The following is a 24,312-nucleotide window of genomic DNA, read 5'->3' as shown; positions in this document are numbered from 1 at the left end:
ATAAGGTTTCTATTATTTTTAGCTATTATTAATTTATTTCGTAATTATAAAAAAATTGATTTTAAACTATGTAAATTATCTATAATTCTAGCAACATGGTTTTTTATTGGATTATTATGGAGTTATTTATCTCCAGGAAATATAGAAAGTTTAAAAATTTTTTATAAAGAGAGTATTTATTTATTAATTCCATTTTCTTTAAATATACTTTTTATAAAAGATGAAATTTTATTATTTATATGTAAGAAAATATTTCCTTTAACTATATTTGGACTTTTTTTTAAGGTTATAAATACAATGAGAGTATATGAAATGAAAGGTAACTTAATATCAGTTCTTTCAGTAGTAGTTCCATATACCTTTTTTTCAATATTTTTAGAGAAAAATAAATATTTAAAATTTATAAACTTAATGTCTTTTATTGTAGGAATTTGGATCATATTAAAAGCTGGAGCACGAGGAGCACTTGGAGGAATAATAATAGGAATAGCAATAGGAATAATATTAAATAGGGGTTGGAAAGGAATTATAGTATCTGGAATTTTGTTATTTATTATTATTTCAGGATTACAATTTTCACCAAAAATAGGAGAATGCTTTTTGAAAATAAATGATTTTTCTACAAGAAGTCGTTATTACCTAATAGATGCAGGAATATATACTTTTAAAAATAACTTTATATTTGGTAGTGGTAGAGGAAATACTCAAAAATATTTTATTGAATATTCAAATACAGATTTTAATCCTAATAAATATTTAAAAAACGATAATGAGATCAAAATAACGAAAGAAATTTATCTTAAAACATTTCCAGATACACATAATATTTTTATAGATTTTTTAGCAGAATATGGAATATTGGGAGTATTTATTGTTTTTTTTCTAGGAATAATGATACCAATAGATATATGCAGACAATATTTTATTACTAAAAGTAATGAAATTTTACAAATTTTAGTATCTTCAATTTCTTTTTTAGCTTCTGGAATGTCTTGGAGTTTATGGACAAGACACAATGAAGGAATACCATATTATATAGTATTGCTGTGGTTTTTTAATCTTTTTCAATTTCATGATAATGGTATTGAATTTCTAAGTCAAATTATAAAAAGGAAATTCAAAAATATTTTTAAAATTGAATAAATATTTTTTTAATATGATATAATTGAATAAAAATAAGAAAATATGGAGATATTTTAATGAATAAATTAAAAAAACTAGAAACAAACTTACAAGGAATATATATAATCGAACCTTTAGTATTTGGAGATAATAGAGGCTTTTTTCTTGAGTCATATAATAAAACTGAATTTGAAAAAATAGGAGTAACAACAAATTTTATACAAGATAATCATTCTAAATCTAAAAAAGGTACTCTTAGAGGACTTCATTTTCAAAATAAGCATTCTCAAGCAAAACTTATAAGAGTAATAAAAGGGAGAATATTTGATATTGTAGTTGATATAAGAAAAGGTAGCAGTACATATGGAAAATGGTGTGGAACTGAGTTAAGTGCAGAAAATAAAAAGATGTTGTATATAGCAAAAGGTTTTGCTCATGGTTTTTTAGCATTGGAAGATGATACAGAAATAGAATATAAATGTGATGAATTTTATGCATCTCAATATGATTCAGGAATAATGTGGAATGATAAAGATATAAATATCAATTGGAATTTTGAAAAATATGGATTAAAAGAAAAGGATATAGTTTTATCAGAAAAAGATAAAAAGCATCAATCTTTTAAGGAGTACACAGAAAAATATATTGGAGAAAATGTATTGCTTATAGGAGCAGATGGACAGCTAGGTCAGGATTTTCAAAAGTTTTTTGATAAAATAGGAATAAAATATACAGCTACTGATTATAGAGAATTAGATGTAACTAACAAAGAGAAAGTAAAAGAGTTTGTAGATAACAATGATTTTACAATAATAATAAACTGCGCTGCATATAACAATGTAGACAAAGCAGAAGAAGAACCAGAGAAATGCTATGCTTTAAATTCTCATGTACCTAAGTATCTAGCAGAGATATGTAAAGAAAAAAATATAGTGTTTGTAACATATTCAACAGACTTTGTATTTGATGGAGAGAAGGAAATACCATATATAGAAGAAGATATTCCAAATCCATTATCAACATATTCAAAAGCAAAGCTAGAAGGAGAAAAATATTCTCTTGAGTATAAAAAAAGTTTTGTAATAAGGACATCATGGGTATTTGGAATGGGGAATAATAATTTCTGTAAACAGGTAATAAATTGGAGCAAAGGAAAAGATAAATTAAGAATAGTAGATGATCAAATATCCTCTCCAACATATTCAAAAGATCTAGCAGAATACTCATGGGAGCTTATTCAGACAGATAAGTATGGATTGTATCATCTATCAAATGATGGGGAAGCTTCTAAATTTGAACAAGCCCAATATATATTAAAGAAAATAGGCTGGAAAGGAATAATTGAAAGAGCAAAGACAGAAGAGTTTCCATTACCAGCAAAAAGGGCAGAATACTCAAAGTTAGATAGTAGTAAGATAGAAAAAATAATTAATAAAAAGATACCACATTGGAAAAGTGGGATAGATAGATTTTTAGAAGAAATGAAAGAAAAGGGAGAGATATAGATGAAGACATATCTTGTAACAGGGGCAGCAGGCTTCATAGGAACAAATTTTGTAAAATATATGCTTGAAAAGTACAAAGAGAAAATAAAAATAATAGTTTTAGATAAATTGACTTATGCAGGAAATATTGAAAATATACAAGAGGAAATAGATTCTAAAAAAGTAGAATTTGTAAAAGGAGATATCTGCAATAGAGAATTGGTGGAAGATATATTTTCCAGATATGAAATAGACTATGTAGTAAACTTTGCAGCAGAATCTCATGTAGACAGAAGTATATCAAATCCTCAGATATTTTTGGAAACAAATATATTGGGAACACAAAACCTGTTGGAAGCATCTAAGAAATTCTGGAGTATAGGAAGAGATGAAAATGGATATCCTGTGTATAAAGAAGGAAAAAAATTTTTACATATATCTACAGATGAAGTATACGGTTCACTTTCAAAAGACTATACAGAAGCAAAAGAGCTTGTGCTTGATAATAGAGTAAAGAAAGTAGCAGAAGGAAGAAAGAATCTGAAAACATATGGAGATAAATTCTTTACAGAGGAAACACCATTGGATCCTAGATCACCATATTCAGCCTCAAAAACATCAAGCGATATGATAGTAAGAGCATATGCAGAAACATATAAATTTCCAATGAATATAACAAGATGTTCAAATAACTATGGACCATATCAGTTTCCAGAAAAGCTGATACCACTTATTATAAAAAATATACTGGAAGGCAAGAAACTGCCAGTATATGGAGATGGAAGCAATGTAAGAGACTGGCTGTATGTAAAAGATCATAATAAAGCAGTAGATATGGTAATAAATAATGGAAGATTAGGGGAAGTATATAATATTGGCGGTTTTAATGAAGAAAAAAATATAAATATAGTAAAACTAACAATAGATACTATAGCTAAGATAATGAAAGAGGAACCAGAGTACAGAAAGGTATTAAAAACTGATGTAGAAAATATATCATATGATTTGATAAGCTATGTACAGGATAGACTGGGTCATGATGCAAGATATGCAATAGACCCAGAAAAGATAGTAACAGAATTAGGGTGGTATCCAGAGACATCTTTTGATGAAGGAATAGAAAAGACAATAAGATGGTATCTAGATAATCAAGGATGGGTAGAAAAAGTTTTAAGTAAATAATAAAATTAAATAAAAAACAAGTAAAGAGATTGCTTTAAAAGCCATTCTCTTTTTTGTATTAGGAAACATAATTTCAACATAAATATATTGCTGAAAAAGTTTAGAATTAAATTTAAAGATAATTATTAATATTTAAATTAGTCTTTTATTAATTATTTTTTTAAATAGAGCGAAATAATCATATGATTTGATAAATTCTTGTACAGGATATATTAGGACATGATGCGAGATATGCAATAGATTCAGATAAAATATAGGAGTATTTAGAAACATCATTTGATAAAGGAATATAAAAAACAATAAGGTGGTATTTGAGAAAAGAAAATTATTTAGAATGAAAGGTATTTTTTATTAAGATATCTATAATTTAAAGATAGTAAAAGAAGTAAGTCTACATAATTTAAGAAAAACAATTAGTGAGGGGAAAGAATGAAAGAACTAGAAAAATTACAATCAATCGAGAAAGAAATGTTAGAATATTTTGTAAAAATTTGTACAGAAAATAATATAGAATATTGGTTAGATTTTGGAACATTGCTAGGTGCTGTTAGACATAAAGGTTTTATTCCTTGGGATGATGATATAGATATAGCTCTGGATAGAAAAAATTATAATAAATTGTTGAATATTTATAAAAAATATCAAAACCACCCAGACTTTTCTTTAGTAATTCATAGAAAAAAATTTTTAAAGTTAGAAAATAAATGTAATTTTATAATAAATAAAAAAGGAAAAACAAAAAAAATAGCTATCGATATTTTACCTTTTGATTATTATTCCAATTATTCTTTAGTGAAATTTATTGATGATTATTTTATTGAATTAATTCGTGAAAAAAAAAATAAAAATGGAAATTATAAAAATAATTTTCAAAACTTTTTTAAATTTATTCGATCACAAATTATGAGAAATATTTTTAGAAAAAATTTTTTTATAAACTGGATAACTTCAAAGCAGAAATCTTCATATGTAGGCCGTGGTATTGACTCACATTTTAAGCTTATGCTTTTACCTACAGATGAATTTTATCCATTAGAAGAATTAGAGTTTGAAGGTTCATTTTATAAGGTTCCTAAAAACTATCACATGTATTTAGAAAAAATATATGGAAATTATATGGAGCTTCCACCAAAAGAAGAGAGAATTTCTCCACATGGAGTTGAGAAAATTATATAAAAAATAGATTAACTAAATGGTTTGAAAACGGTATTCTACCAGATTCAAGCCATTTAATTTTTGAGAATTTTTTCATTGCTGTAAAAGTCTATGTAATTTTTATTATTTCAATATTTTATTCAGTTTTAAAAAAATTCATTCTCCATTCTTAAATACTCAATCTTTTCTTCAAGTAAATTAAACTCAATTTTAATTTTCAAATATTTAACTGTAGTTAGATAACCATCACTATTTTAAAGATATTATTTAACTATCGCTAATTTAAATTTTTAGAATATTTATGATTAGTTCTAGAAATAAAAATCTTACAATATTATATATTTTTTTTTTGATATCTATCCAGAAATAATTATATTAGATTGGCTGAAAAGCCAGTTTATTTTTGTTTTTAGAATAAACATAAAAATAAAAAAAAGTTCTCTTTTATTTAATAACGTCCTGTTCAATTTATGTCTAAAATTCTTATTTTTATAGAATTGAATTCTCTATTTAATTTTATTAAAATTGACATTTATAAATAAAAATAGTAAAATATTACATCACTACTTCCTTTATTCCTTAATTTTATTCGTTTTCTAAAAGTTGAATTTTAAAACAAATTGTTCTAAAAAATAAAAGTTCGCCTTTTAAATAAAAGAGAACTAAAAAGAGGGTATATACTCAGTAAAAATAAAAATAATCAAAAATTAAAATGAATAAAGAATGAATAAGTTTAAAAAAGAATATGAATTTCTTTGAAACACAATTTTAACATAATTATATTGCAAAAAAGTTTAAAATTAATCTTAAAGGTTATTATTGAAATATGATTGATTTTTATGGTTTATTATTTTTATAAAAATGAAATATTTTTATAAATGAAATTTTTGTTTTAAAGAATAATAATTAACAAATTTAAAAAGTTTATTAATTTTAAAAGTAGAAAAAAATAACTATATAATGTATAATTTTATTTGAAAAATATTTTATAATCTTTAAAAGTGAATAAAATTAGAAAAATAAAAATAATATATAATTTTTTTTAGGGGAGCTTATGTTAAGAAAAATAAATAGAGTATTTCAAGATTATATGAGAGAGAAAAGATTAAAAATAGGGAAATATATTTGGGATAGAAAACTAAACAAAGAAGAAATAAAATCAGGAAATTTTATTGAAAATAATAATATAAGAAAAGTTCTTTTTTTAAGATATGATGGAAAAATAGGAGATATGGTAATAAATACTCTGATGTTTAGAGAGATAAAGAAAAGATATCCATATGTAGAAATAGGAGTAGTAACAAAAGAAGGAGCAAAAGCAATAATAGAAACTAATCCAAATGTGGATAAAATATATGAATATAAAAAAGATAGAAAAAATATAAAAAAATTAGCTTCTAAAATATCAGAAGAAAAATATGACTTGTTAATAGATTTTTCAGAGATGTTAAGAGTAAATCAAATGATGTTAATAAATTTATCTGAAGCAAGATTCAATATGGGATTAAATAAAGAAAATTGGAATTTGTTTGATATATCATATTCAAAACCAGAAGGATATATTCATATAACTGAAATATATAGAGGTATATTAGAAAAAATAGGAATAACAGATATCAATATTAATTATGAACTATTTTTTACTGAGAAGCAAAAGAATAAAGTTAATGATTTATTAAAAAGTATAAATCATAAAAAAATAATTGTATTTAATCCATTTGCAGCGAGTAAACATAGGGACATAAGTCTAGAAAATATATTAAAAATAGGAAAGATAGTTCTTAAAAATAAAAATAATATTTTGATTTTTATAGGAGAAGGAAAAAGAAAGAAAGAACTTGAAAATATAATAAAAGAATTGGGAAAGGATGTAATTTTTCCAGAATTAGAAAATATAATAGAGACATCATATTTGATAAGTAAAGCAGACTTAGTGATAACACCAGATACATCAATAGTGCATATAGCAGCAGCTTTTAAAAGAAAATTGATAGGAATTTATAGGTTAGATAATAGAGTAGAAAATGAAGTAAATAGATATTTATGGGCACCTAATTATAGAGGAGCAGTACAAATATTTTCTAAAGACTTTGAAGTTAAAAATGGGGAAGAAGCAAATATCAATAGATTTGATATAAGAGAGATTGAAAGAGAGATAGAGAATATTTAAAAAGTATAAAAATATATATAAATATTTTTGGAGGAAAAATGACTGAACTTAGAAAGCTGCAACTGATAGAAAAGAAAATGTTAGATCAATTTGCAGAGATCTGCGATGAAAATGAAATAGAATACTGGTTAGATTTTGGAACTTTATTAGGGGCAGTAAGACATAAAGGCTTTATTCCATGGGATGATGATATTGATATAGGGATGGATAGAAAAAATTATAATAAATTACTCTCTATTTATAAAAATTATGAAGACCACCCTGAGATTTCAATAAAATTTTTTAAAAATAGAAGTTTAAATATATTTAGTAAAAAAAATTATATTATTAATGATAAATTAGAAAAAAAGAAGATAGCTATAGATATTTTTCCTTTTGATTATTATTCTAATATAAAATTAATGAAATTTATAGATAAATACTTTATTAATTTAACAAGCGAAAGAAATGAAAAAGGAAAAAAGAAATTCAATTTAAAAAATATCTCTAAATTTTGGCGTTCACAGATTTTAAGAAAAGTATTTAGAAAAAAATTCTTTTTAAATTTTATTATTTCGAATAAGAACCCTTTATATGTTGGAAGAGGATTAGAGGCACATTTTAATTTAGTACTTTTGCCATTTGATGATTTTTATCCATTAAAAAAATTAGAGTTTGAGGGGAAATTATATAGTGTTCCAAATAATTATGATGCATATTTAAAAGAAGTATATGGAGATTATTTAAAAATACCACCTGAATCTGAGAGAGAATGCCATCATTTGATAAATAAAATTATATAACAAATAGAATAAAAATGAGGGAAAAACTTTGATATATCTAAATTGAAAATAATAAAAAAAATATTCTAAAATTATGGGAGAAGAGAATGAGTAAGAGCAGAGGTTTTTTTATAAGATTAGCAGGAATGAAGAAAAAAGAAAAAGATATAGAGTTAAAAAGTATAAGAAGAATATTAATTCCTGGTGGAAGAATAGGAGATATGGTATGTGAAACACCATTGATCAGAGAATTGCATGATTTTTTTCCAGAGGCAGAAATAGATGTTTATCTAGATAAGATAGTAACACCATTGTTTAAAAATTGTCCCTACTTAAATGTTATAGAAACAAAAAGGGGAAGCAGATTTGTACATAGAGTGAAAATATTAAGAATTTTATCTTCTTGGTATGATGCACTGTTAAAAAGGAAAAAGTATGATCTATATTTTGATTTTACTAGTGGATTAAGATTTTATAGCATATTTGCTTTGAAAATAATGAAACCAAGATATAGTGTGGGAGTATTTAGAGAAGAAAAAAACATGGAATAAAAAAGATGAATTAACTATTTTTTTTGATAGATATATAGAAACAAAAAAAAAGTAATCATATGAGAGATATTAGTTTAGCAGGAATAGAAGCATTAGGGAAGAAAGTAGAGAATAGAAAATATGAATTATTTTTAGGAGAAACAGAAGAAAAATATAAGGATTATTTTCCTAAAAAAATATAAATATAATTTTTAATTATACAGGTGGAAATATAAAGAAAAATTTATCAATAGAAGAAGTGAAAAAGAAAGTTGTAAAAACTTATAGAAATAAATGAAAAAAAATTTGTATATGTGATGGCGCTGCCAGATAAATATGAAGAATTAGAAAAAAAGAGATAAAAAGTGGAATGAAGAGAGAATAAAAATTTGTGAAAAACAGAAGATATATTAGAAGCAGCAGCAATGATAAAATACACAAATATATTGGTAAGTGTAGATACTGGAGTGGTACATATAGCTTCAGCATATAATATACCAGTAATTTCAATATTTCCAGATAATGAAAACAGTATAGAATATTTTTCACCAAAATCAGAATTGAGTTATGTAATAAAGTGTAAAGACAGAAGATGGATAAAAGATTTTGATAAAGAAGAAATGAAAAGAGATATTAAAGAAATAATAGATAAATTAAAATGGAAGGTATAAATGAAAAAGAAAGTCATATTCAGAAGTGGAAGTTTAAGAATGGGAGGACTTGAAAGAGTCTTAATAGAAGTTCTTCAAACTATTGATAAAGAAAAATTTGATATTTATCTTGTGATAGATGATGATTGTGGAAAAAAAAATATATTTGAAAGAGATATACCAAAAGATATACAATATTTTTCCTAAAACCAGAAAAACTCATAAGAGAAACAGAAAAATAAAAGTAAGAAAGAAAAATATTGCGTATAAGTTGATGTATAATTTGATGATGGAAAAAAAAATAGAATTATGTATAAGAATATGCAGCAGATATTAAAAACTTGGAGAAATAGATATCGTAATAGATTTTGATGGAGGAGCTTCAAAGTATATAGAAAAATTAGACATCAAAAAGAAAATAGTGTGGATTCATAATTCTATACCTAATTTAAAGAAAAAAAAGGCAAGATAAAAGATTTGGGAAAAGATTAGAAAAATATGACAGAGTAGTAGCTATATGCGATGAAATGAAAGAAGAAATAGAAAATATATATCCAACTTTGAAAGGAAAAGTCAACAGAATATATAATCCGTTTAATTTTGAAAGAATAGAGAAGCTGATGGAAGATAAAAGTGAACTGACAAAAGAACAGATAAAAATGTTAGAAGAAGATTATTGTATTGCCATATCAAGGTTAGATGTTATTCAAAAGATTATGATACTCTTCTAAAGAGTTTTAAAATACTAAAAGATAAAGGTATAGAACAAAAGCTGTATATTATAGGGGATGGACCTTCTAAAAAATAATAGAAGAATGGATAAAAGAATATCAGTTAGAAAATTTAGTATTTTTATTAGGAAGAATGAAAAACCATATGTATGGCTGAAAAAAATTCTAATTTTTTATACATAGTTCAAAATTTGAGGGATTTGGATTAGTATTAGTTGAAGCAGGGTATTCAGGAAAAGTAGTAATTTCTTCAAGATGCCCAGTAGGTCCAAGAGATATTTTAAAAGAAGGAAAATGTGGAATTTTATTTGAGGTTGGAAACGAAGAAGAACTTGCTGATAGTATAGAAAAATTTTAAAAAATCAAGAATTAAAAAAATATGAAAATTTAATAAAAGAGAGAGTAAAAGAATTTGACAGTAAAAATGTGATGAAAGAATATGAAAAATTAATAGAAGAAATTTAGAACAGAGGATAATTAAGATGATAAAAAAATGAAAAGTATAAAGAATATAATATATATTATCCAGAAAAAGAAATATTTTATAAAGAGTTAGGAAAGAAAATAGTTGATAAGCAGTATGAAAAATTAGAAGTTTACAAAAATACAGAAAGAAATTATGTAGTAAAAAAATAGAAGTAGAAGGAAAGAAGTATATATTAAAATCACCTAAATCAGAAACTATAATACCTCAAAGAAAAATACAAACTTTAATAAAAAAAATGGAGAGGCATTGAATACTTTGATAAATGTGAGAGAAAGAATAAAAGAAGGAATTACAGAATATGCAGTTCCATTTTTAGTTATTGTAAAGAAAAAGATTTTTATAAAAGAAAGTTACATATTAATGGAATGTGTAGATGGAGAGCCAATAAAAACTATTGCAGATATAGATAAGATAATGAAAATAATTAATAAATTACATAAAGAAAAATATATCATGGAGATTTAAATACTTCAAATTTTATAAAACTAAAAATGGAATAAAAATAATAGATACTCAAGGGAAAAAGAAAAAGTATTTTTATTTTAAGAGATGGAATGATCTTTTATAATGAAGAATGATTTATTGGTAATAGAAAAAATATAAAGTAGAGGAAAGATATTATAAAAAAAAAAGGATTTTTCATACTATGTAATTTTACTTATAAGAAAAATAAAAAAGCTAAAATTTATAGAGCAACTAAAATCGAAGAAAAAAAATTGAGAAAAAAAGGATGGAAAATATGAAAAAGAAGTTTTTTTTGAAAAAATCATATATAAGAGATGAAATAAATGTATTTTTTACAAATTTTTTTCTTTGTTTTTTAAAAAGAAATTTTAAAGACCCTCAAAAAATAATAGTTAAAATGACTGATGGATTGGGAGATATTGTAATAAGAAGTAAATTAATAGAAAAAATTATTGAAGAGTATGAATATAATAATGTATTTTTTTTAGTAAGAGAAGAATACGGTTTTCTTGGAGAAGTTTTAGAATTCCCAATTATTACTATTTCAAGAAAAGAAAGATATAATTTAATTAGAAGAATAAAAAAAATGTATCAGATTAATAAAATTGGAATAAAGAACTTTATCAATCTTGAATGGAGCAATGATGATCTTATAAGGAATATTTATTCGAAAGAAAAATTGGGAATAGAAGCTTTAGAAGAAGAAGATAAAAAAAATAATAATTGTTATACAACTAGTTTAAAATTAAGAACAAAAAAAATTTTTAATGAAGAAGAGAAAAATGTGATTGACTTTTTAAAAGAGATAGCAGAATTTTTATTTGATAAACCAATAGAAAAAGAAGAATTAATACCAAATTTAAAGGATAAGTTTTGTACTTCTCTCTATAATGAAGGTATTGTAATTGGAGTTGGAGCAACAGATAAAAATAGAATTTGTAATCCCTATAAAATGAGTGAATATATAAAAAAGATAGTGGATATTTGCCCAGAAGAGAAAATTTATTTAGTGGGTGGAGGAAAATCTCAGGAAGTATATTCAAAAAAAATAATTGAGTTATGTTCAAATGAGAATATAGTAAATTTAGTGAATAAAACTAATTTACAAAGTGTTTTAGAAATAGTAGCAAAGGCAAAAATTTTTATTGGATTTGATTCAGGCTTATATAATTTTAGATATACTTTAAGAAAAAAACAAATAGCTCTATTTAGAAGTAAGAAAGTTCCATATGCTCACAATGAAAAATTTGTCAAAATATTAGAGGGGAAAAAAGAAAATCTAAATGATATAAGAGATGAAAATTATTCAAATTTAGAAATAAATAATATAAGTGTAGATGAATTTGAAAAATCTTTCATAGAACTTTTAAATCTATAAAATGGTAGAGGGGATAAATAGTGAGAAAATTTTTATTAAACAAGAATACTGAAATATTAAGTATACTAACAATGATATTTCTTTTTTTTATAATTAGAAAAGGAAATGATAGATATGTTGTTGATTATGCTTTAATGGGGATAACTATATTTTTTTGTTTATATAAAAAAAAATATAATAAAATATCTATGGGGTTAGTTATTAGTATAGCTGGGTATATATTTTTATAACTCTAAGTTTTTTAAAATGATTTTATAAGTTTAAATATTGAATTATTTTTAAAATAGTAATTCATAATTACATATTATTTTTATGTTTAACCCAATTAGAATTAAGTGAAAAATACTATAATGGTTTTTATTCTTTTTATATTGTGCTCATTAATAGTTACAATAAAAGGACTGGAAGAATGGCATTTGAATAATTTTTCACCATATTATAGAGTAAAAATGAGAACAGAGCCAACAATATTAACAATTGAAATTGGAATATATGTTTTGATGAGTTTTTTTTACTATATTCAAAAAAAATTATTACTAAAGTTATTTCTAGTGTTATTTTTATATTATCTTTTTAGTATTAATCAGTACAAATAGCCGAATAACACTTTTAGTAATTCCTTTAATAATAGCAACAACACTTTTAATAAAATTTAAAATAAAGTTTAAATATTTGATAATTTTTTTCATTTTAGGGATTTGTTTTATTAAAGAACCACATATAAATAAATATCTACATAGAGTAAAGCGATTAACATCAATGGAAAACATAGAAAAAGAAACAAGAATAAAAATTTGGCTAAAGGGAATTAATGATTTTAAAGAAAATAAATCTAAAGCATTGGGGTTTTATTATTATAACAATCATGAATTGGGAGCAATTTCTTGGGAAAAAAATCCACATCTTCATAATAACTTTTTAGAAATAATTGTGACTCAAGGTATAGGAGCAATAATATTTTATATTTTTTTTAATATTTTTTTACTTTTAGAATTTATAAAAAAACTAAAGGCATCGCAAATAGAGAGCCAGAAAATATTGATTTATCTCTCTATTAGTATACTAGCTTTTTTGAATTTAACTGGATTAACAGATTGCAATATTTATTTTAGCAAAGTTAATCAATTAGCATTCTTTATGTTTGCATTAGCTTTGTGTAAAGTAAGAGGAGAAAATACCAATGAATAAAATAAAAGTAAGTGTAATTATCCCTGTATATAATGTAGAAGAATATATTGAAGAATGTTTAGATTCAGTGGTGAATCAAACATTGAAAGAAATAGAAATAATAATAGTAAATGATGGAACACAAGATAATTCTATGAAAAAAATAGAGAGATTTTTATCTGATAAGAGAATGATTGTAATAAATAAAGAAAATGGGGGAGTTTCATCAGCAAGAAATACAGGTATGAAAATAGCAAAAGGAGAGTATATTTCTTTTATTGATCCAGATGATTTTATTGAATTAACAATGATAGAGGATTTATATAAAGATGCAGAAGATGCAGATATAGTATTTTCTGATTTTATTTTATATGACAATCTAAATAAGAATGAAAAAACAGAAAAGATATATGAAAAAAAAACAAGAAATGGAAGTATGATTTGGAGTAATCAATTACTTAAATTTAGAGGGGTTACATCTAAATTATATAAAAAGACCTTTTTGGAAGAAAATCATATATTATTTATAGAAAAAATCATATATGAAGATACTTCATTTAATTTTACAGCATTTATTATATCAAATAATGTAAAATATATAAAAAAATTTCATTATTATTATAGACAAAATAGAGATGGAAGTACTACAACTAGTCCAAATAAAGAAAAAGAAATAGAGGCGTATAAAAAAATTGTAATGTATTTAGAAAGATTTATGAGTAGAATAGAAAATAATGATTTTAAAAAAACTAGAATATATTTATTAATGACTTATTATAAAACGTTGAGTTATAAAATTCAAAATATGGATATTTCTCTTTAGAGACAAAAAATTTTGAAATGAAATTAAAAGCTATTTTTGAAGAAAAATATTCAAAAGAAGAGCTGGAAATAATTAGAATGGATGTAAATGAAGTATTAAAAACTATTATGTATTATAGAATATCTCTGTTTAATAAATTTTATTGGAAGAATAAAGTTCTCACTAGAAAAATATTTAGAAGAATAATTGAAAAGAAAATAAAAAAGTCTTTAAATTTTATAAAAAAATATTAAAATAATATTAAAAAGTGAAAAAAATTTTTTTAAATAAAAGTATGTTGTAAATATGTTATAGAATTAAAGAAGAAAAACAATAAAAATTATATTTAAATAAGAAAGAGATCATATTTTATAAGTGGTCTCTTTTTTGTTTCTTTAAAACACATAATTAACATATTTGTATTATATAAAAAACGTAAAATATGTTGTCAAACAATAAATATTAATTAGAATACAGATATTATTTTTCAATTAACAAAATTTGATTTAAATTTTATAAAAAAATAAGATCATAAAAACAATAAAATTTATAATTTTAAAGAATATTATCTTAATTTTTAAAGTTATCATTTAAAATAATAATGTATAATAATATAGAAAAAAAATAAATAATGATGTATAATTTAATTTGAAAACTATATTTTTGTGCTTAAAGAGTTAAAATAACGAAAATAATAATGAATTAAAAAATGTTGTAAAAAGTCTTGGGAGGATTTTAAAATGGAAAAAAAGAAAATAAGTATTACAGGGATAATATATATAATTTTGTTGTTTGTAGTATATGAAATGATGCTTAGAATAACAGGATTTAGTATAAATACTGCTGTATATGGATTGTTTATTATTTTAGTTTTTTTCTATTTTATGACAGGAAATTTAAATTTTAATGAAGAAAAAGTGAGTTGTAATACAATTTTTATTAATAGCTTAATATTTGGAATTTTCTTTTTATTTTATAAAGTTCTTTCCATTTTTACAGTATTTATAGTATTTTCACTTTTTCAGTTATTTATTTATAGATTGATATTAAAATTTAAAGAAAAAAATAAAAATGAAACACCTAGATTAATAAATGAGCGAAGTTTTATAAAATTTGGAATAGATTCATTAGGAATAATTTTTGGAATGATGGGAGCTTTTATATCAAAGTATGGATTAGATTGGGAGGAAAAGTTAGAGGTAGAATATCTCTTCACTTATTTAGGAATATTCTTGATTGGGTATTTTTATACAAGAATGAATGATAGAAGTTGGAGTTATACAAATATATTGGATGTTTTAAATCTTATTTTTCTAAATGGTATATCGACTATTGTCTTTTTAATAATTATATATACAAGAATAATCAATTATCCAGTATCTACAATTTTGGTTTCATTGATTTTATCTATTTCATTTCAATTATTTTGTAGATATTTATTTAGATTAAAAAGATTCTATAAAAGTAAAAATAGAGGGTTGATCCCAGAAGAAAGAGTTTTAGTATATGGTGCAGGAGAAGCTGGAGCAATATTGGCTCAAGAATCAATGACAAATCCAATATTTCCATATCATATAGTTGGATTTTTAGATGATGATCCAAAGAAAAAAGACACATACATATATAACATAAAAGTTTTAGGAAATAAGGAAAATTTAGAGGAAATAATTAAGAGAGAAAAAGTATCAGAAGTTCTTTTAGCACTGCCTTCTCTTCATAGTTCAGATATGAGAAATATTGTAGATAGAATTAAGTCAGTTGGAAATGTGGAAATTAAAACAGTTCCAACCATAGCAGAGATACTAGAAAATAGAGAATTGGCATCTCAATTAAGAAAAGTAAGAATAGAAGATTTGTTGGGAAGAGATGAAATAGTAATTAATGATGGAAATATTAGAAAATTAATTGAAGGAAAGGTTATCTTTGTAACTGGCGGAGCAGGAAGTATAGGTTCTGAACTTTCAAGACAGATAGCTAGATATTCTCCTAAACAGTTGATAAATATTGATATCAATGAAAATTCAATATATTTTTTAGAGTTAGAAATTAAAAGAAAATATCCAAATCTTGAACTTGTATCAGAAATATGCAATGTAAGAGAAAAGAAAAAACTGGAAATACTTTTTGAAAAATATAGACCAAATATAGTATTCCATGCAGCAGCACATAAGCATGTACCTCTGATGGAACATAATCCAGAGGAAGCGATAAAAAATAATATATTTGGAACTAAAAATGTAGCTGAGTGCGCAGATAAATATGGAGTTGAAAGAATGGTTCTTATTTCAACAGATAAAGCAGTAAATCCAACAAATGTAATGGGAGCCAGTAAAAGAGCTTGTGAGCTTGTAATTCAGCATATGAATAAGGTTGCTAAACATACAAAATATATGGCAGTAAGATTTGGAAATGTATTAGGGAGTAATGGATCAGTTATTCCAATATTCAGAAATCTATTAGAGGAAGGGAAAAACCTTACTCTTACTCATAAAGATATAACAAGATATTTTATGACTATACCTGAAGCAGCACAACTGGTAATAGAAGCAGGTTCATTAGGAAATGGAGGAGAAATATTTATTCTTGATATGGGAAAACCAGTGAAAATTTATGATCTTGCCCAGACAATGATAAAGCTTTCTAACTCAGATGTAGGAATAGATATAGTAGGACTTAGACCAGGAGAAAAGTTATTTGAAGAACTTCTCTATGATATAAATTCAGCAATAAAAACAGAGAATAAAAAAATCTTTATAACAAAAATTGAAGATGGAGAAGTTGATATAACACAATTCTTTGAAAAACTCTGGGAAGTAGGACAACATGCAAATATAGATGAAATCAAAGATATAATGAAAAAGTTAGTTGTTTCATATAAAGAAGCAAGTTATTAATAATTTAAAAATTAATATATTAGGAATAGTTAATTGGGGGAAGTAGAAAATGTTTTTTAAAAGAGTGTTTGATATAACAGCATCAATTTTAGGGATAATATTCTTTTTGCCTTTGATGATATTAACAGGATTAATTATAAAATTTACTTCTTCTGGACCAATATTATTTAAACAGAAAAGACTGACACTAGGAGTAAGAGAATTTACTATATATAAATTTAGGAGCATGAGAACAGATTTTGATAAAGAGGCTAAAGGAATACAGGTGAAGGGAAGCAGCAGCGCAATAACACCAATAGGAAAATTCATTAGAAAAACAAAGATAGATGAACTTCCACAATTATTTAATATCCTTATTGGAGATATGAGCTTTATAGGCCCAAGACCAGAACTTCCAAGAAGATTAAAATATTATTCTGAAAGAGATAAAGGTATTTTTAAAGTAAGAAGTGGAATATCATCTCCAGCTAGCATAGTGTTTTCTGATGAGGAGTATCTGATGAATCAGGTTTCAGATCCAGAGAAATTCTATATAGAGCAGATAATGCCATATAAGATAGAGCTTAATCTGTATTATGTAGAAAATAGAACCTTTTGGAATGATGTTTATTTGATAATAGCTACATTCTTAAAGATAATAGATAAAGCAAAAATTCAATGGATAGTAAAAGATGAAATACTTTTAAATAAAAAGAATGAATTAATAGAAAAAATAGGAGTTGAGTATTAATGGAAAATAAGAAAAAGACTCTTATGATAACAGGAGCCTCAGGATTTATAGGAACAAATTTTATAGAAAGATACAAAGATAAATATAATATAGTTTCAGTGGATTTATTAAAAGTAAAACCTGAAGAGATTGAATTTAAAGATGTAGATACAGTACTTCATTTAGCAGCTCTAGTTCATCAGATGAATGGAGCGCCAAGAGAGAAATATTTTGAAATAAATACAGAGCTGACAAGAAAAATAGCAGAAGCAGCAAAAAAGAACAAAGTAAAACAGTTTGTTTTTTACAGTACAGTGAAAGTTTATGGATATGATGGCGACTTATACAATCATAATTTTGTTCTTAATGAATATTCAAAATGTAGCCCTATAAATGATCCATATGGAGAGAGTAAATGGGAAGCAGAAAAAATATTAAGCGAAATAGAATCAGATAATTTTATAGTTTCAGTAATAAGACCACCAATGGTATATGGAAAAGGAGTAAAAGGAAATATGGAAAGTCTAATAAAATTAGTAAAAAAACTTCCTGTTTTGCCTTTTAATTATACAAAGAATAGAAGAAGCTTTGTAAATATAGATAATCTCCTCTATTTGACATCTTTGGTGATAGATAAAGAAAAAGAAGGAATTTTTCTGCCTATAGATGAAAAGCCACTATCTTTAAAAGAGATGATAGAAGGAATAGAAGAAGGATTAAAAATAAAAAGAATAAAGGTTCCAATGATACAGCCATTTTTCTGGATACTTACTAAAGTAAAGCCAAATATAATGGTTAGGCTGTATGGAAGTCTTCAATTTGATAATAGTGAAACAAGAGAAAAATTAGAATATATTCCTTTGATTAGCTATGAAAAAGGAATAAAGAATATGCTTGGAGAGGTCTGATGAATATACTATTTCTTTATTTAAGACATTCAGAAAGTAAAAATGATTCAACTTTAACTAGGGAGTTGTCAGATGAATTTTCAAGAAATGGAAATGATATTACTGTAGTAACAATTTTAGAAAAAAAGTTTAAAAGAGAGACAGAATATAAAATTGAAAATGGATATAAAGTTTTAAGAATTAAAACTGGAAACTATTTTAATGTAGGCAATAAAATAGAAAAAGGAATAACAACATTAACAATGATACCTAAATTAAAAAGAGGTATTTTAAAATATTTAGGAGATAAAAAATATGATTTAATAATAACTCATACACCATTTTTATCAGATGCATCATTAATTAATCCTTTAAAAAAGTATTTTAAATGTCCAGCGCATTTAATTTTATGGGATATTTTTCCACAAAATGCAAAAGATATTGAAATAATAAAAAATAACATAATATTTAATTTTTTTAAACAAAAAGAAAAGAAAATGTTTTTAGCATATGATCAAATTTGGTGTATGTCAAATGGAAATATCAAATATTTACAAGAAAAATATGAATATTTAGATAAAGATAAGATAAAATTATTAAAAAATTGGGCATGTCTAAAGCCTAAATTAGAGATAAATAAAGAAAAAATAAGAAAGAAATATGGATATTCAGAAGAAGATTTTATAGCTATATTTGGTGGAAATATGGGAAAACCACAAAAGTTAGAAAATATATTATCTTTAGTTGAAAAATGCTTAGAATTACCAGATGTGAAATTCATATTTGTAGGTAATGGGTCAGAAAGAGAAAGATTAAAGAAAATAGCTATAGATAAGAGATTAAAAAATATTAGGTTTATAGAGCAGCTGCCAAGAGAAGACTATGAAAAATTTACAAGTGCTTGTAATATTGGTCTTGTAAGCCTTGATGAAAGATTTACAGTACCAAATTTTCCATCAAAGACAACAGATTATTTTAAATTATCTCTTCCAATTTTAGCAAGTTTAGATAAATGCTCAGCAGAAGACTATGGAAAATTTCTTGAAGAAGAGGCAAGAGGAGGAATTTTTGCTGAGGCTGGAAATGTTGAAGATTTATATGAAAAATTCTTAATTTTATATAATGATGAAAATTTAAGAAAACAACTGGGAAATAATGGAAGAGGATATTATGAAGAATACTTGGGAGTAGATAAGGCATATAAAACAATAATGAATATAATAAAAAAAGATTAAGGAGATAGATTTATGTTTAAAGACAAAGTTTTACTGATAACAGGAGGAACAGGATCATTTGGAAATGCTGTACTTAGAAGATTTTTAAAAACTGACATTGGAGAAATAAGAATTTTTTCAAGAGATGAAAAGAAACAGGATGATATGAGAAAAATATATAATAACCCTAAGTTAAAGTTCTATATAGGTGATGTAAGAGACTACAACTCAGTAATGGATGTAATGAGAGGAGTAGATTTTGTATTTCATGCAGCAGCACTTAAACAGGTACCATCATGTGAATTTTATCCAGTACAAGCTGTTTATACTAATGTATTAGGAACAGAAAATGTTTTAAATGCAGCGATAGCATCAAAAGTTAAGAAAGTTGTTTGTTTGAGTACAGATAAAGCAGCTTATCCAATAAATGCAATGGGAATGTCAAAAGCTCTTATGGAGAAAGTAATAGTGGCGAAAGGAAGAAATTTAAAAGATGATGAAACTACAATATGTCTTACAAGATATGGAAATGTAATGGCATCACGTGGTTCAGTTATTCCTTTATTTATAGATCAAGTAAGAAATGGGAAACCAATAACAATAACAGATCCAAGTATGACAAGATTTATGATGAGTTTAGATCAGGCAGTAGATTTAGTATTGTTTGCATTTAAAAATGGAAAGAATGGAGATCTATTTATTCAAAAATCACCAGCAGCAACAATTGAAGTTCTTGCTCATGCAATGAAAGATATATTAGGAAAACCAGAACATGAAGTAAAAATAATAGGAACAAGACATGGAGAAAAGCTTTATGAGGTTTTGATGACTAAAGAAGAAAAAGTAAGAGCAATAGATATGGGAGAATACTTTAGAGTTCCAGCAGATGGAAGAGATCTTAATTATTCAAAATATTTTGAAGATGGGCAGGAAGTTATCACTCAAGCTGATGAATATAATTCTCATAATACATATAGACTAAATGAAGAAGAATTAAAAAAGATGATTTTAGACCTATATGAAATACAGAATGAATTAAAAGAGTTTGGGGTGAAATAACTATGGAAGTTCTTGTAACAGGAGCAAAAGGCTTTATAGGAAAAAACCTTGTGGAAAGATTATCTAGAATAGAAGGAATTGTTATTCATCAATTTGATAAAGAAAATACTATAGATGAAATTGAAGAATATATAGAAAAAATAGATTTTATCTTTCATCTTGCAGGAATAAACAGACCAGAGAATCCAGAAGAATTCTATAAAGGAAATAGAGATACCATAAAAGAACTGGTAGATGTAATAGAAAAAAAAGAATTAAAAATACCAATTCTTGTTACTTCATCGATTCAGGCAGAGAAAGATAATGATTATGGAAAGAGTAAGCTAGAAGGAGAAATTTTCCTAAGAGAATATAGTAAAAAAAATCATGCGCAAATATATATTTACAGACTTCCAAACGTCTTTGGAAAGTGGTGCAGACCAAATTACAATTCTGTAATTGCTACTTGGTGCCACAATATAGCAAATAATATAGATATAGCTATATCAGATAGAAATATAAAATTAAATTTTGTATATATAGATGATGTTGTAAATACTTTTGTTTCTCATTTACAGAAGCAGAAAGAAATTAAAGAATATTATGAGATGCCAATAGTATATAGTAAAACTCTTGGAGAGATTTCAGATCTTATCCATTCATTTAAAAATAACAGAAAAACTCTTGTAATAGAAAAAGTAGGAGAAGGATTTGAAAGAGCACTATATTCAACTTATTTATCATATCTTCCAGAAGATAACTTTTCATATGAACTTATAGAACATAAAGATAATAGAGGAGCTTTTGTTGAAGTATTAAGAACAATAGATAGTGGACAATTTTCAATTTCAACTTCAAAACCAGGAATAACAAGAGGAAATCACTATCATAATACTAAAAATGAAAAATTTTTAGTAATAAAGGGAGAAGCTGTTATCAGATTTAGAAATATATACAGTGATAAAGTGATTGAATATCCTGTATCGGATAAAAAATTAGAAGTGGTGGATATACCAGTTGGATATACACATAATATAACAAATACAGGTACTGGAGAAATGATACTTGTGATATGGGCAAATGAATTATTTGATAAAGAAAATCCAGATACATACTACTTAGAGGTGTAATGAATGAAAAAAATAAAAGTAATGACAATAGTAGGAACAAGACCAGAGATAATAAGACTTTCGGAAGTTATAAAAGCATGTGATAAATATTTTGAACATATATTGGTTCATACAGGACAGAACTGGGATTATACATTGAATCAAGTGTTCTTTGAAGAATTAGGTTTAAGAGAACCAGATTATTATTTGAATTCTGTAGGAAAACATTTAGGAGAAACAATAGGAAATATAATAGCAAAATCTTATGAAGTTTTAGAAAAAGAGATGCCAAATGCACTTCTTATACTTGGTGATACAAACTCATGTCTTGCAGCAGTGGCAGCAAAGAGATTAAAAATACCAGTATTTCACATGGAAGCAGGAAATAGATGTTTTGACCAAAATGTTCCTGAAGAAATAAATAGAAAAATAGTAGATCACATAAGTGATATAAATCTACCTTATACAGAGCACAGCAGAAGATATCTTTTATCAGAAGGATTTAGAAAAGAACATATATATGTAACGGGATCTCCTATGCATGAGGTTTTAATAAAAAATATGGAGAAAATAGATCAAAGCAGACCTTTAGAGAAATTAGGATTAGAAAAAGGAAAATATATTCTTGTAAGTGCTCACAGAGAAGAGAATATAGATATAGAGAAAAATTTCTTTAAACTTATGAATGGAATAAATATGATAGCAGAACATTACAATATCCCAGTAATTTATTCAACACATCCAAGAAGTATGAAAAAAATAGAGGAAAGAAATTTTAAATTCAATCCTCTAGTAAAAAATTTAAAACCATTTGGATTTTTCGAATATAACAAACTGCAAAAGAATGCATATGCAGTGATATCAGATTCAGGAACATTATCAGAAGAATCATCAATGTTAAATTTTCCTGGAATACTAATAAGAACAAGTACAGAAAGACCAGAAGTATTAGATAAAGGGAATATGATAATAGGTGGAATAGAAGGGGAAGAAATAATACAGGCAATAGACATGGTAAGAACATATTTTGAAGAAAATAACAGGTATGAATTACCAGTAGATTACAAAGATATAAATGTAGCAGATAAGGTAGTGAGAATAATACTAAGCTACTACAAAATAATTGATAAAGTTATATGGGGAAAATAGTATGGAAAAAGAATCATATTTGTTCTTTACTTTTGCAATTCCCAAAGTAGAAATGGTTAAAATTTTTCAGAATGATAAATTTCCAGCAATTCAAACTGATAAGTTTATTTGGAATTTAATTAAAGGAATTGAGAATGAAAAAAATGAAATAGTATACATAAGTTCTAGACCAGTATCTGATTATCCTTATTATAAAGAAAAGTGTATTAGTAAAAAAGAATATTACATAAACTTAAATAGAAAAAAAATAAAAATTTTAGAAATTCCATTTATTAATATTTCAGTTTTTAAAATAATAACTAGGTTACTTTTTGGGTTTTATTATGGAATTAAAGAATTTAAGAAAAAGAAAAATAAGAAAGCAGTAATAGTTTATTCAGTAACAATACCCTATTTAATATTAGGATATATTTTTTCTAAATTTTACAAGATAGAACTTATAGCAATATGGACAGACCCTCCTTCTGTTATAAATCAAAGAGATAGTTCTATAAAAACAAAATTAAGGAAAATTGAATTAAAATTATCAAAATTTTTTATGAGAAAATTTGATAAAGTAATAAGCTTAACAAAGGAACTAGCAGAAGACTTTTGCCCTCAAAAACCATATTTGGTAATTGAAGGAATTATTAATTTAAATTCTTATGAAAATAAAGACTTGGAAGATAAAAAAGTAATTTCTGACATAAAGAATATAGTTTATACTGGAACTTTGGAAGAAAAATATGGAATAAAAAATATAATAGATAGTTTTAAATATATAACTGTTGAAAATATAGAACTTCATATTTATGGAAGAGGAAATTATGAAAAAGAAATAGAAAATATTTGTGAGAGAGATAAAAGAATAAAATACTTTGGATTTGTAGAAAATGAAAAAATATTAAAAATTCAAAAAGAAGCAACATTTTTAATTAATGCTCGGTCAAAAGAAGATGAGTATGTAAAATATTCTTTTCCTTCAAAAATGATGGAGTATATGGCTTCAGGAACTCCAGTAATAACAACAATATTAAGTGGATTTCCTGATGAATATATAGAGCATTTAATTTGTTTAGAAAATAATTTACCAGAAACAATAGCTAAAAAAATATTAGAAGTTTTAAGTTGGAAAACCTCAAAAAGAAGAAAAATTGGAGAAAATGCTAGAAAATTTATTTTGAGTAAATCTTATAAGGAACAAGGAAAAAAAATTAAAGAATTTATTGAAAGTTAAAAAATGAGATAA

At 24.6% G+C, this 24,312-nt stretch carries 26 protein-coding genes; all 26 read left to right on the top strand.

The genetic code is table 11. From position 1 onward, the window contains the following. Window positions 1–312: 312 nt before the first annotated feature. The 26 genes from E0E45_RS17700 to E0E45_RS10385 all read left to right on the top strand — a co-directional run bounded on the left by E0E45_RS17700 (window position 313) and on the right by E0E45_RS10385 (window position 24,300). Complete coding sequence (locus tag E0E45_RS17700) at window positions 313–1,143, top strand: O-antigen ligase family protein (protein ID WP_172604183.1); 831 nt, start codon at window positions 313–315, stop codon at window positions 1,141–1,143. A 56-nt stretch (window positions 1,144–1,199) separates the two neighbouring features. Continuing rightward, window positions 1,200–2,627 (top strand): dTDP-4-dehydrorhamnose reductase, encoded by a 1,428-nt coding sequence (rfbD, locus tag E0E45_RS10485; RefSeq protein ID WP_130891111.1) that lies wholly within the window; start codon window positions 1,200–1,202, stop codon window positions 2,625–2,627. Then, on the top strand, window positions 2,628–3,788 hold the full coding sequence (locus E0E45_RS10480) for a dTDP-glucose 4,6-dehydratase (protein WP_130891110.1): 1,161 nt from the start codon (window positions 2,628–2,630) through the stop codon (window positions 3,786–3,788). It begins immediately after the preceding gene. 429 nt (window positions 3,789–4,217) lie between these two features. Then, complete coding sequence (locus tag E0E45_RS10475) at window positions 4,218–4,964, top strand: LicD family protein (RefSeq protein WP_130891109.1); 747 nt, start codon at window positions 4,218–4,220, stop codon at window positions 4,962–4,964. A 1,033-nt stretch (window positions 4,965–5,997) separates the two neighbouring features. After that, complete coding sequence (locus E0E45_RS10470) at window positions 5,998–7,113, top strand: glycosyltransferase family 9 protein (protein ID WP_130891108.1); 1,116 nt, start codon at window positions 5,998–6,000, stop codon at window positions 7,111–7,113. Window positions 7,114–7,151: 38 nt separating this feature from the next. Further along, a complete protein-coding gene (locus E0E45_RS10465; protein ID WP_130891107.1) occupies window positions 7,152–7,895 on the top strand; it encodes a LicD family protein in 744 nt (247 codons plus the stop codon). An 86-nt stretch (window positions 7,896–7,981) separates the two neighbouring features. Beyond that, window positions 7,982–8,425: a glycosyltransferase family 9 protein gene (locus E0E45_RS10460; RefSeq protein WP_130891106.1), complete on the top strand. Its 444-nt coding sequence runs from the start codon at window positions 7,982–7,984 to the stop codon at window positions 8,423–8,425. A 59-nt stretch (window positions 8,426–8,484) separates the two neighbouring features. Then, a complete protein-coding gene (locus E0E45_RS18050; protein WP_269472038.1) occupies window positions 8,485–8,607 on the top strand; it encodes a hypothetical protein in 123 nt (40 codons plus the stop codon). Window positions 8,608–8,829: 222 nt separating this feature from the next. After that, window positions 8,830–9,075, top strand: coding sequence for a glycosyltransferase family 9 protein (locus E0E45_RS10455; RefSeq protein WP_130891105.1), 246 nt, complete (start codon window positions 8,830–8,832; stop codon window positions 9,073–9,075). After that, window positions 9,076–9,261 carry a hypothetical protein gene (locus E0E45_RS17895; protein WP_232044104.1) on the top strand — a complete coding sequence of 62 codons (186 nt, stop codon included), beginning with the start codon at window positions 9,076–9,078 and terminating at the stop codon, window positions 9,259–9,261. A 320-nt stretch (window positions 9,262–9,581) separates the two neighbouring features. Continuing rightward, window positions 9,582–9,785, top strand: a complete 204-nt coding sequence (locus E0E45_RS17890) for a hypothetical protein (RefSeq protein ID WP_232044103.1) — start codon at window positions 9,582–9,584, stop codon at window positions 9,783–9,785. Window positions 9,786–9,960: 175 nt separating this feature from the next. Next, window positions 9,961–10,143: a glycosyltransferase gene (locus E0E45_RS17885; protein WP_232044163.1), complete on the top strand. Its 183-nt coding sequence runs from the start codon at window positions 9,961–9,963 to the stop codon at window positions 10,141–10,143. Between the two features lie 375 nt (window positions 10,144–10,518). Next, window positions 10,519–10,737, top strand: coding sequence for a hypothetical protein (locus tag E0E45_RS17880; RefSeq protein ID WP_232044102.1), 219 nt, complete (start codon window positions 10,519–10,521; stop codon window positions 10,735–10,737). Between the two features lie 274 nt (window positions 10,738–11,011). Next, complete coding sequence (locus E0E45_RS10440) at window positions 11,012–12,115, top strand: glycosyltransferase family 9 protein (protein ID WP_130891104.1); 1,104 nt, start codon at window positions 11,012–11,014, stop codon at window positions 12,113–12,115. Window positions 12,116–12,135: 20 nt separating this feature from the next. After that, window positions 12,136–12,345, top strand: coding sequence for a hypothetical protein (locus E0E45_RS10435; protein WP_130891103.1), 210 nt, complete (start codon window positions 12,136–12,138; stop codon window positions 12,343–12,345). Between the two features lie 334 nt (window positions 12,346–12,679). Next, complete coding sequence (locus tag E0E45_RS10430) at window positions 12,680–13,303, top strand: O-antigen ligase family protein (protein WP_130891102.1); 624 nt, start codon at window positions 12,680–12,682, stop codon at window positions 13,301–13,303. Then, a complete protein-coding gene (locus E0E45_RS10425) occupies window positions 13,296–14,105 on the top strand; it encodes a glycosyltransferase family 2 protein (protein ID WP_232044101.1) in 810 nt (269 codons plus the stop codon). The genes E0E45_RS10430 and E0E45_RS10425 overlap by 8 nt, the downstream gene beginning before the upstream one ends. Window positions 14,106–14,122: 17 nt before the next feature. Further along, window positions 14,123–14,338 (top strand): hypothetical protein, encoded by a 216-nt coding sequence (locus E0E45_RS17875; protein ID WP_232044100.1) that lies wholly within the window; start codon window positions 14,123–14,125, stop codon window positions 14,336–14,338. 486 nt (window positions 14,339–14,824) lie between these two features. Beyond that, complete coding sequence (locus E0E45_RS10420; protein ID WP_130891101.1) at window positions 14,825–16,978, top strand: polysaccharide biosynthesis protein; 2,154 nt, start codon at window positions 14,825–14,827, stop codon at window positions 16,976–16,978. Between the two features lie 49 nt (window positions 16,979–17,027). After that, window positions 17,028–17,708 (top strand): sugar transferase, encoded by a 681-nt coding sequence (locus E0E45_RS10415; protein WP_130891100.1) that lies wholly within the window; start codon window positions 17,028–17,030, stop codon window positions 17,706–17,708. Next, entirely contained in the window at window positions 17,708–18,595 is an 888-nt protein-coding gene (locus tag E0E45_RS10410) for an NAD-dependent epimerase/dehydratase family protein (protein ID WP_130891099.1), read from the top strand. Before E0E45_RS10415 ends, E0E45_RS10410 begins: the two co-directional genes overlap by 1 nt. Further along, window positions 18,595–19,809 (top strand): glycosyltransferase family 4 protein, encoded by a 1,215-nt coding sequence (locus E0E45_RS10405; protein ID WP_130891098.1) that lies wholly within the window; start codon window positions 18,595–18,597, stop codon window positions 19,807–19,809. Before E0E45_RS10410 ends, E0E45_RS10405 begins: the two co-directional genes overlap by 1 nt. Before the next feature lie 12 nt (window positions 19,810–19,821). Further along, on the top strand, window positions 19,822–20,847 hold the full coding sequence (locus E0E45_RS10400; RefSeq protein ID WP_130891097.1) for a polysaccharide biosynthesis protein: 1,026 nt from the start codon (window positions 19,822–19,824) through the stop codon (window positions 20,845–20,847). Window positions 20,848–20,849: 2 nt separating this feature from the next. Then, window positions 20,850–21,956 carry an NAD-dependent epimerase/dehydratase family protein gene (locus E0E45_RS10395; RefSeq protein WP_130891096.1) on the top strand — a complete coding sequence of 369 codons (1,107 nt, stop codon included), beginning with the start codon at window positions 20,850–20,852 and terminating at the stop codon, window positions 21,954–21,956. Window positions 21,957–21,959: 3 nt separating this feature from the next. Next, window positions 21,960–23,084: a non-hydrolyzing UDP-N-acetylglucosamine 2-epimerase gene (gene wecB / locus E0E45_RS10390; protein ID WP_130891095.1), complete on the top strand. Its 1,125-nt coding sequence runs from the start codon at window positions 21,960–21,962 to the stop codon at window positions 23,082–23,084. 1 nt (window position 23,085) lies between these two features. After that, entirely contained in the window at window positions 23,086–24,300 is a 1,215-nt protein-coding gene (locus E0E45_RS10385; protein WP_130891094.1) for a glycosyltransferase, read from the top strand. Window positions 24,301–24,312 lie beyond the last annotated feature (12 nt).

Source organism: Fusobacterium ulcerans ATCC 49185, assembly GCF_900683735.1.
Classification (GTDB): domain Bacteria; phylum Fusobacteriota; class Fusobacteriia; order Fusobacteriales; family Fusobacteriaceae; genus Fusobacterium_A; species Fusobacterium_A ulcerans_A.
Note: the sequence above shows the minus strand (reverse complement) of the source record. Positions and strands in the feature narration are given on the sequence as shown.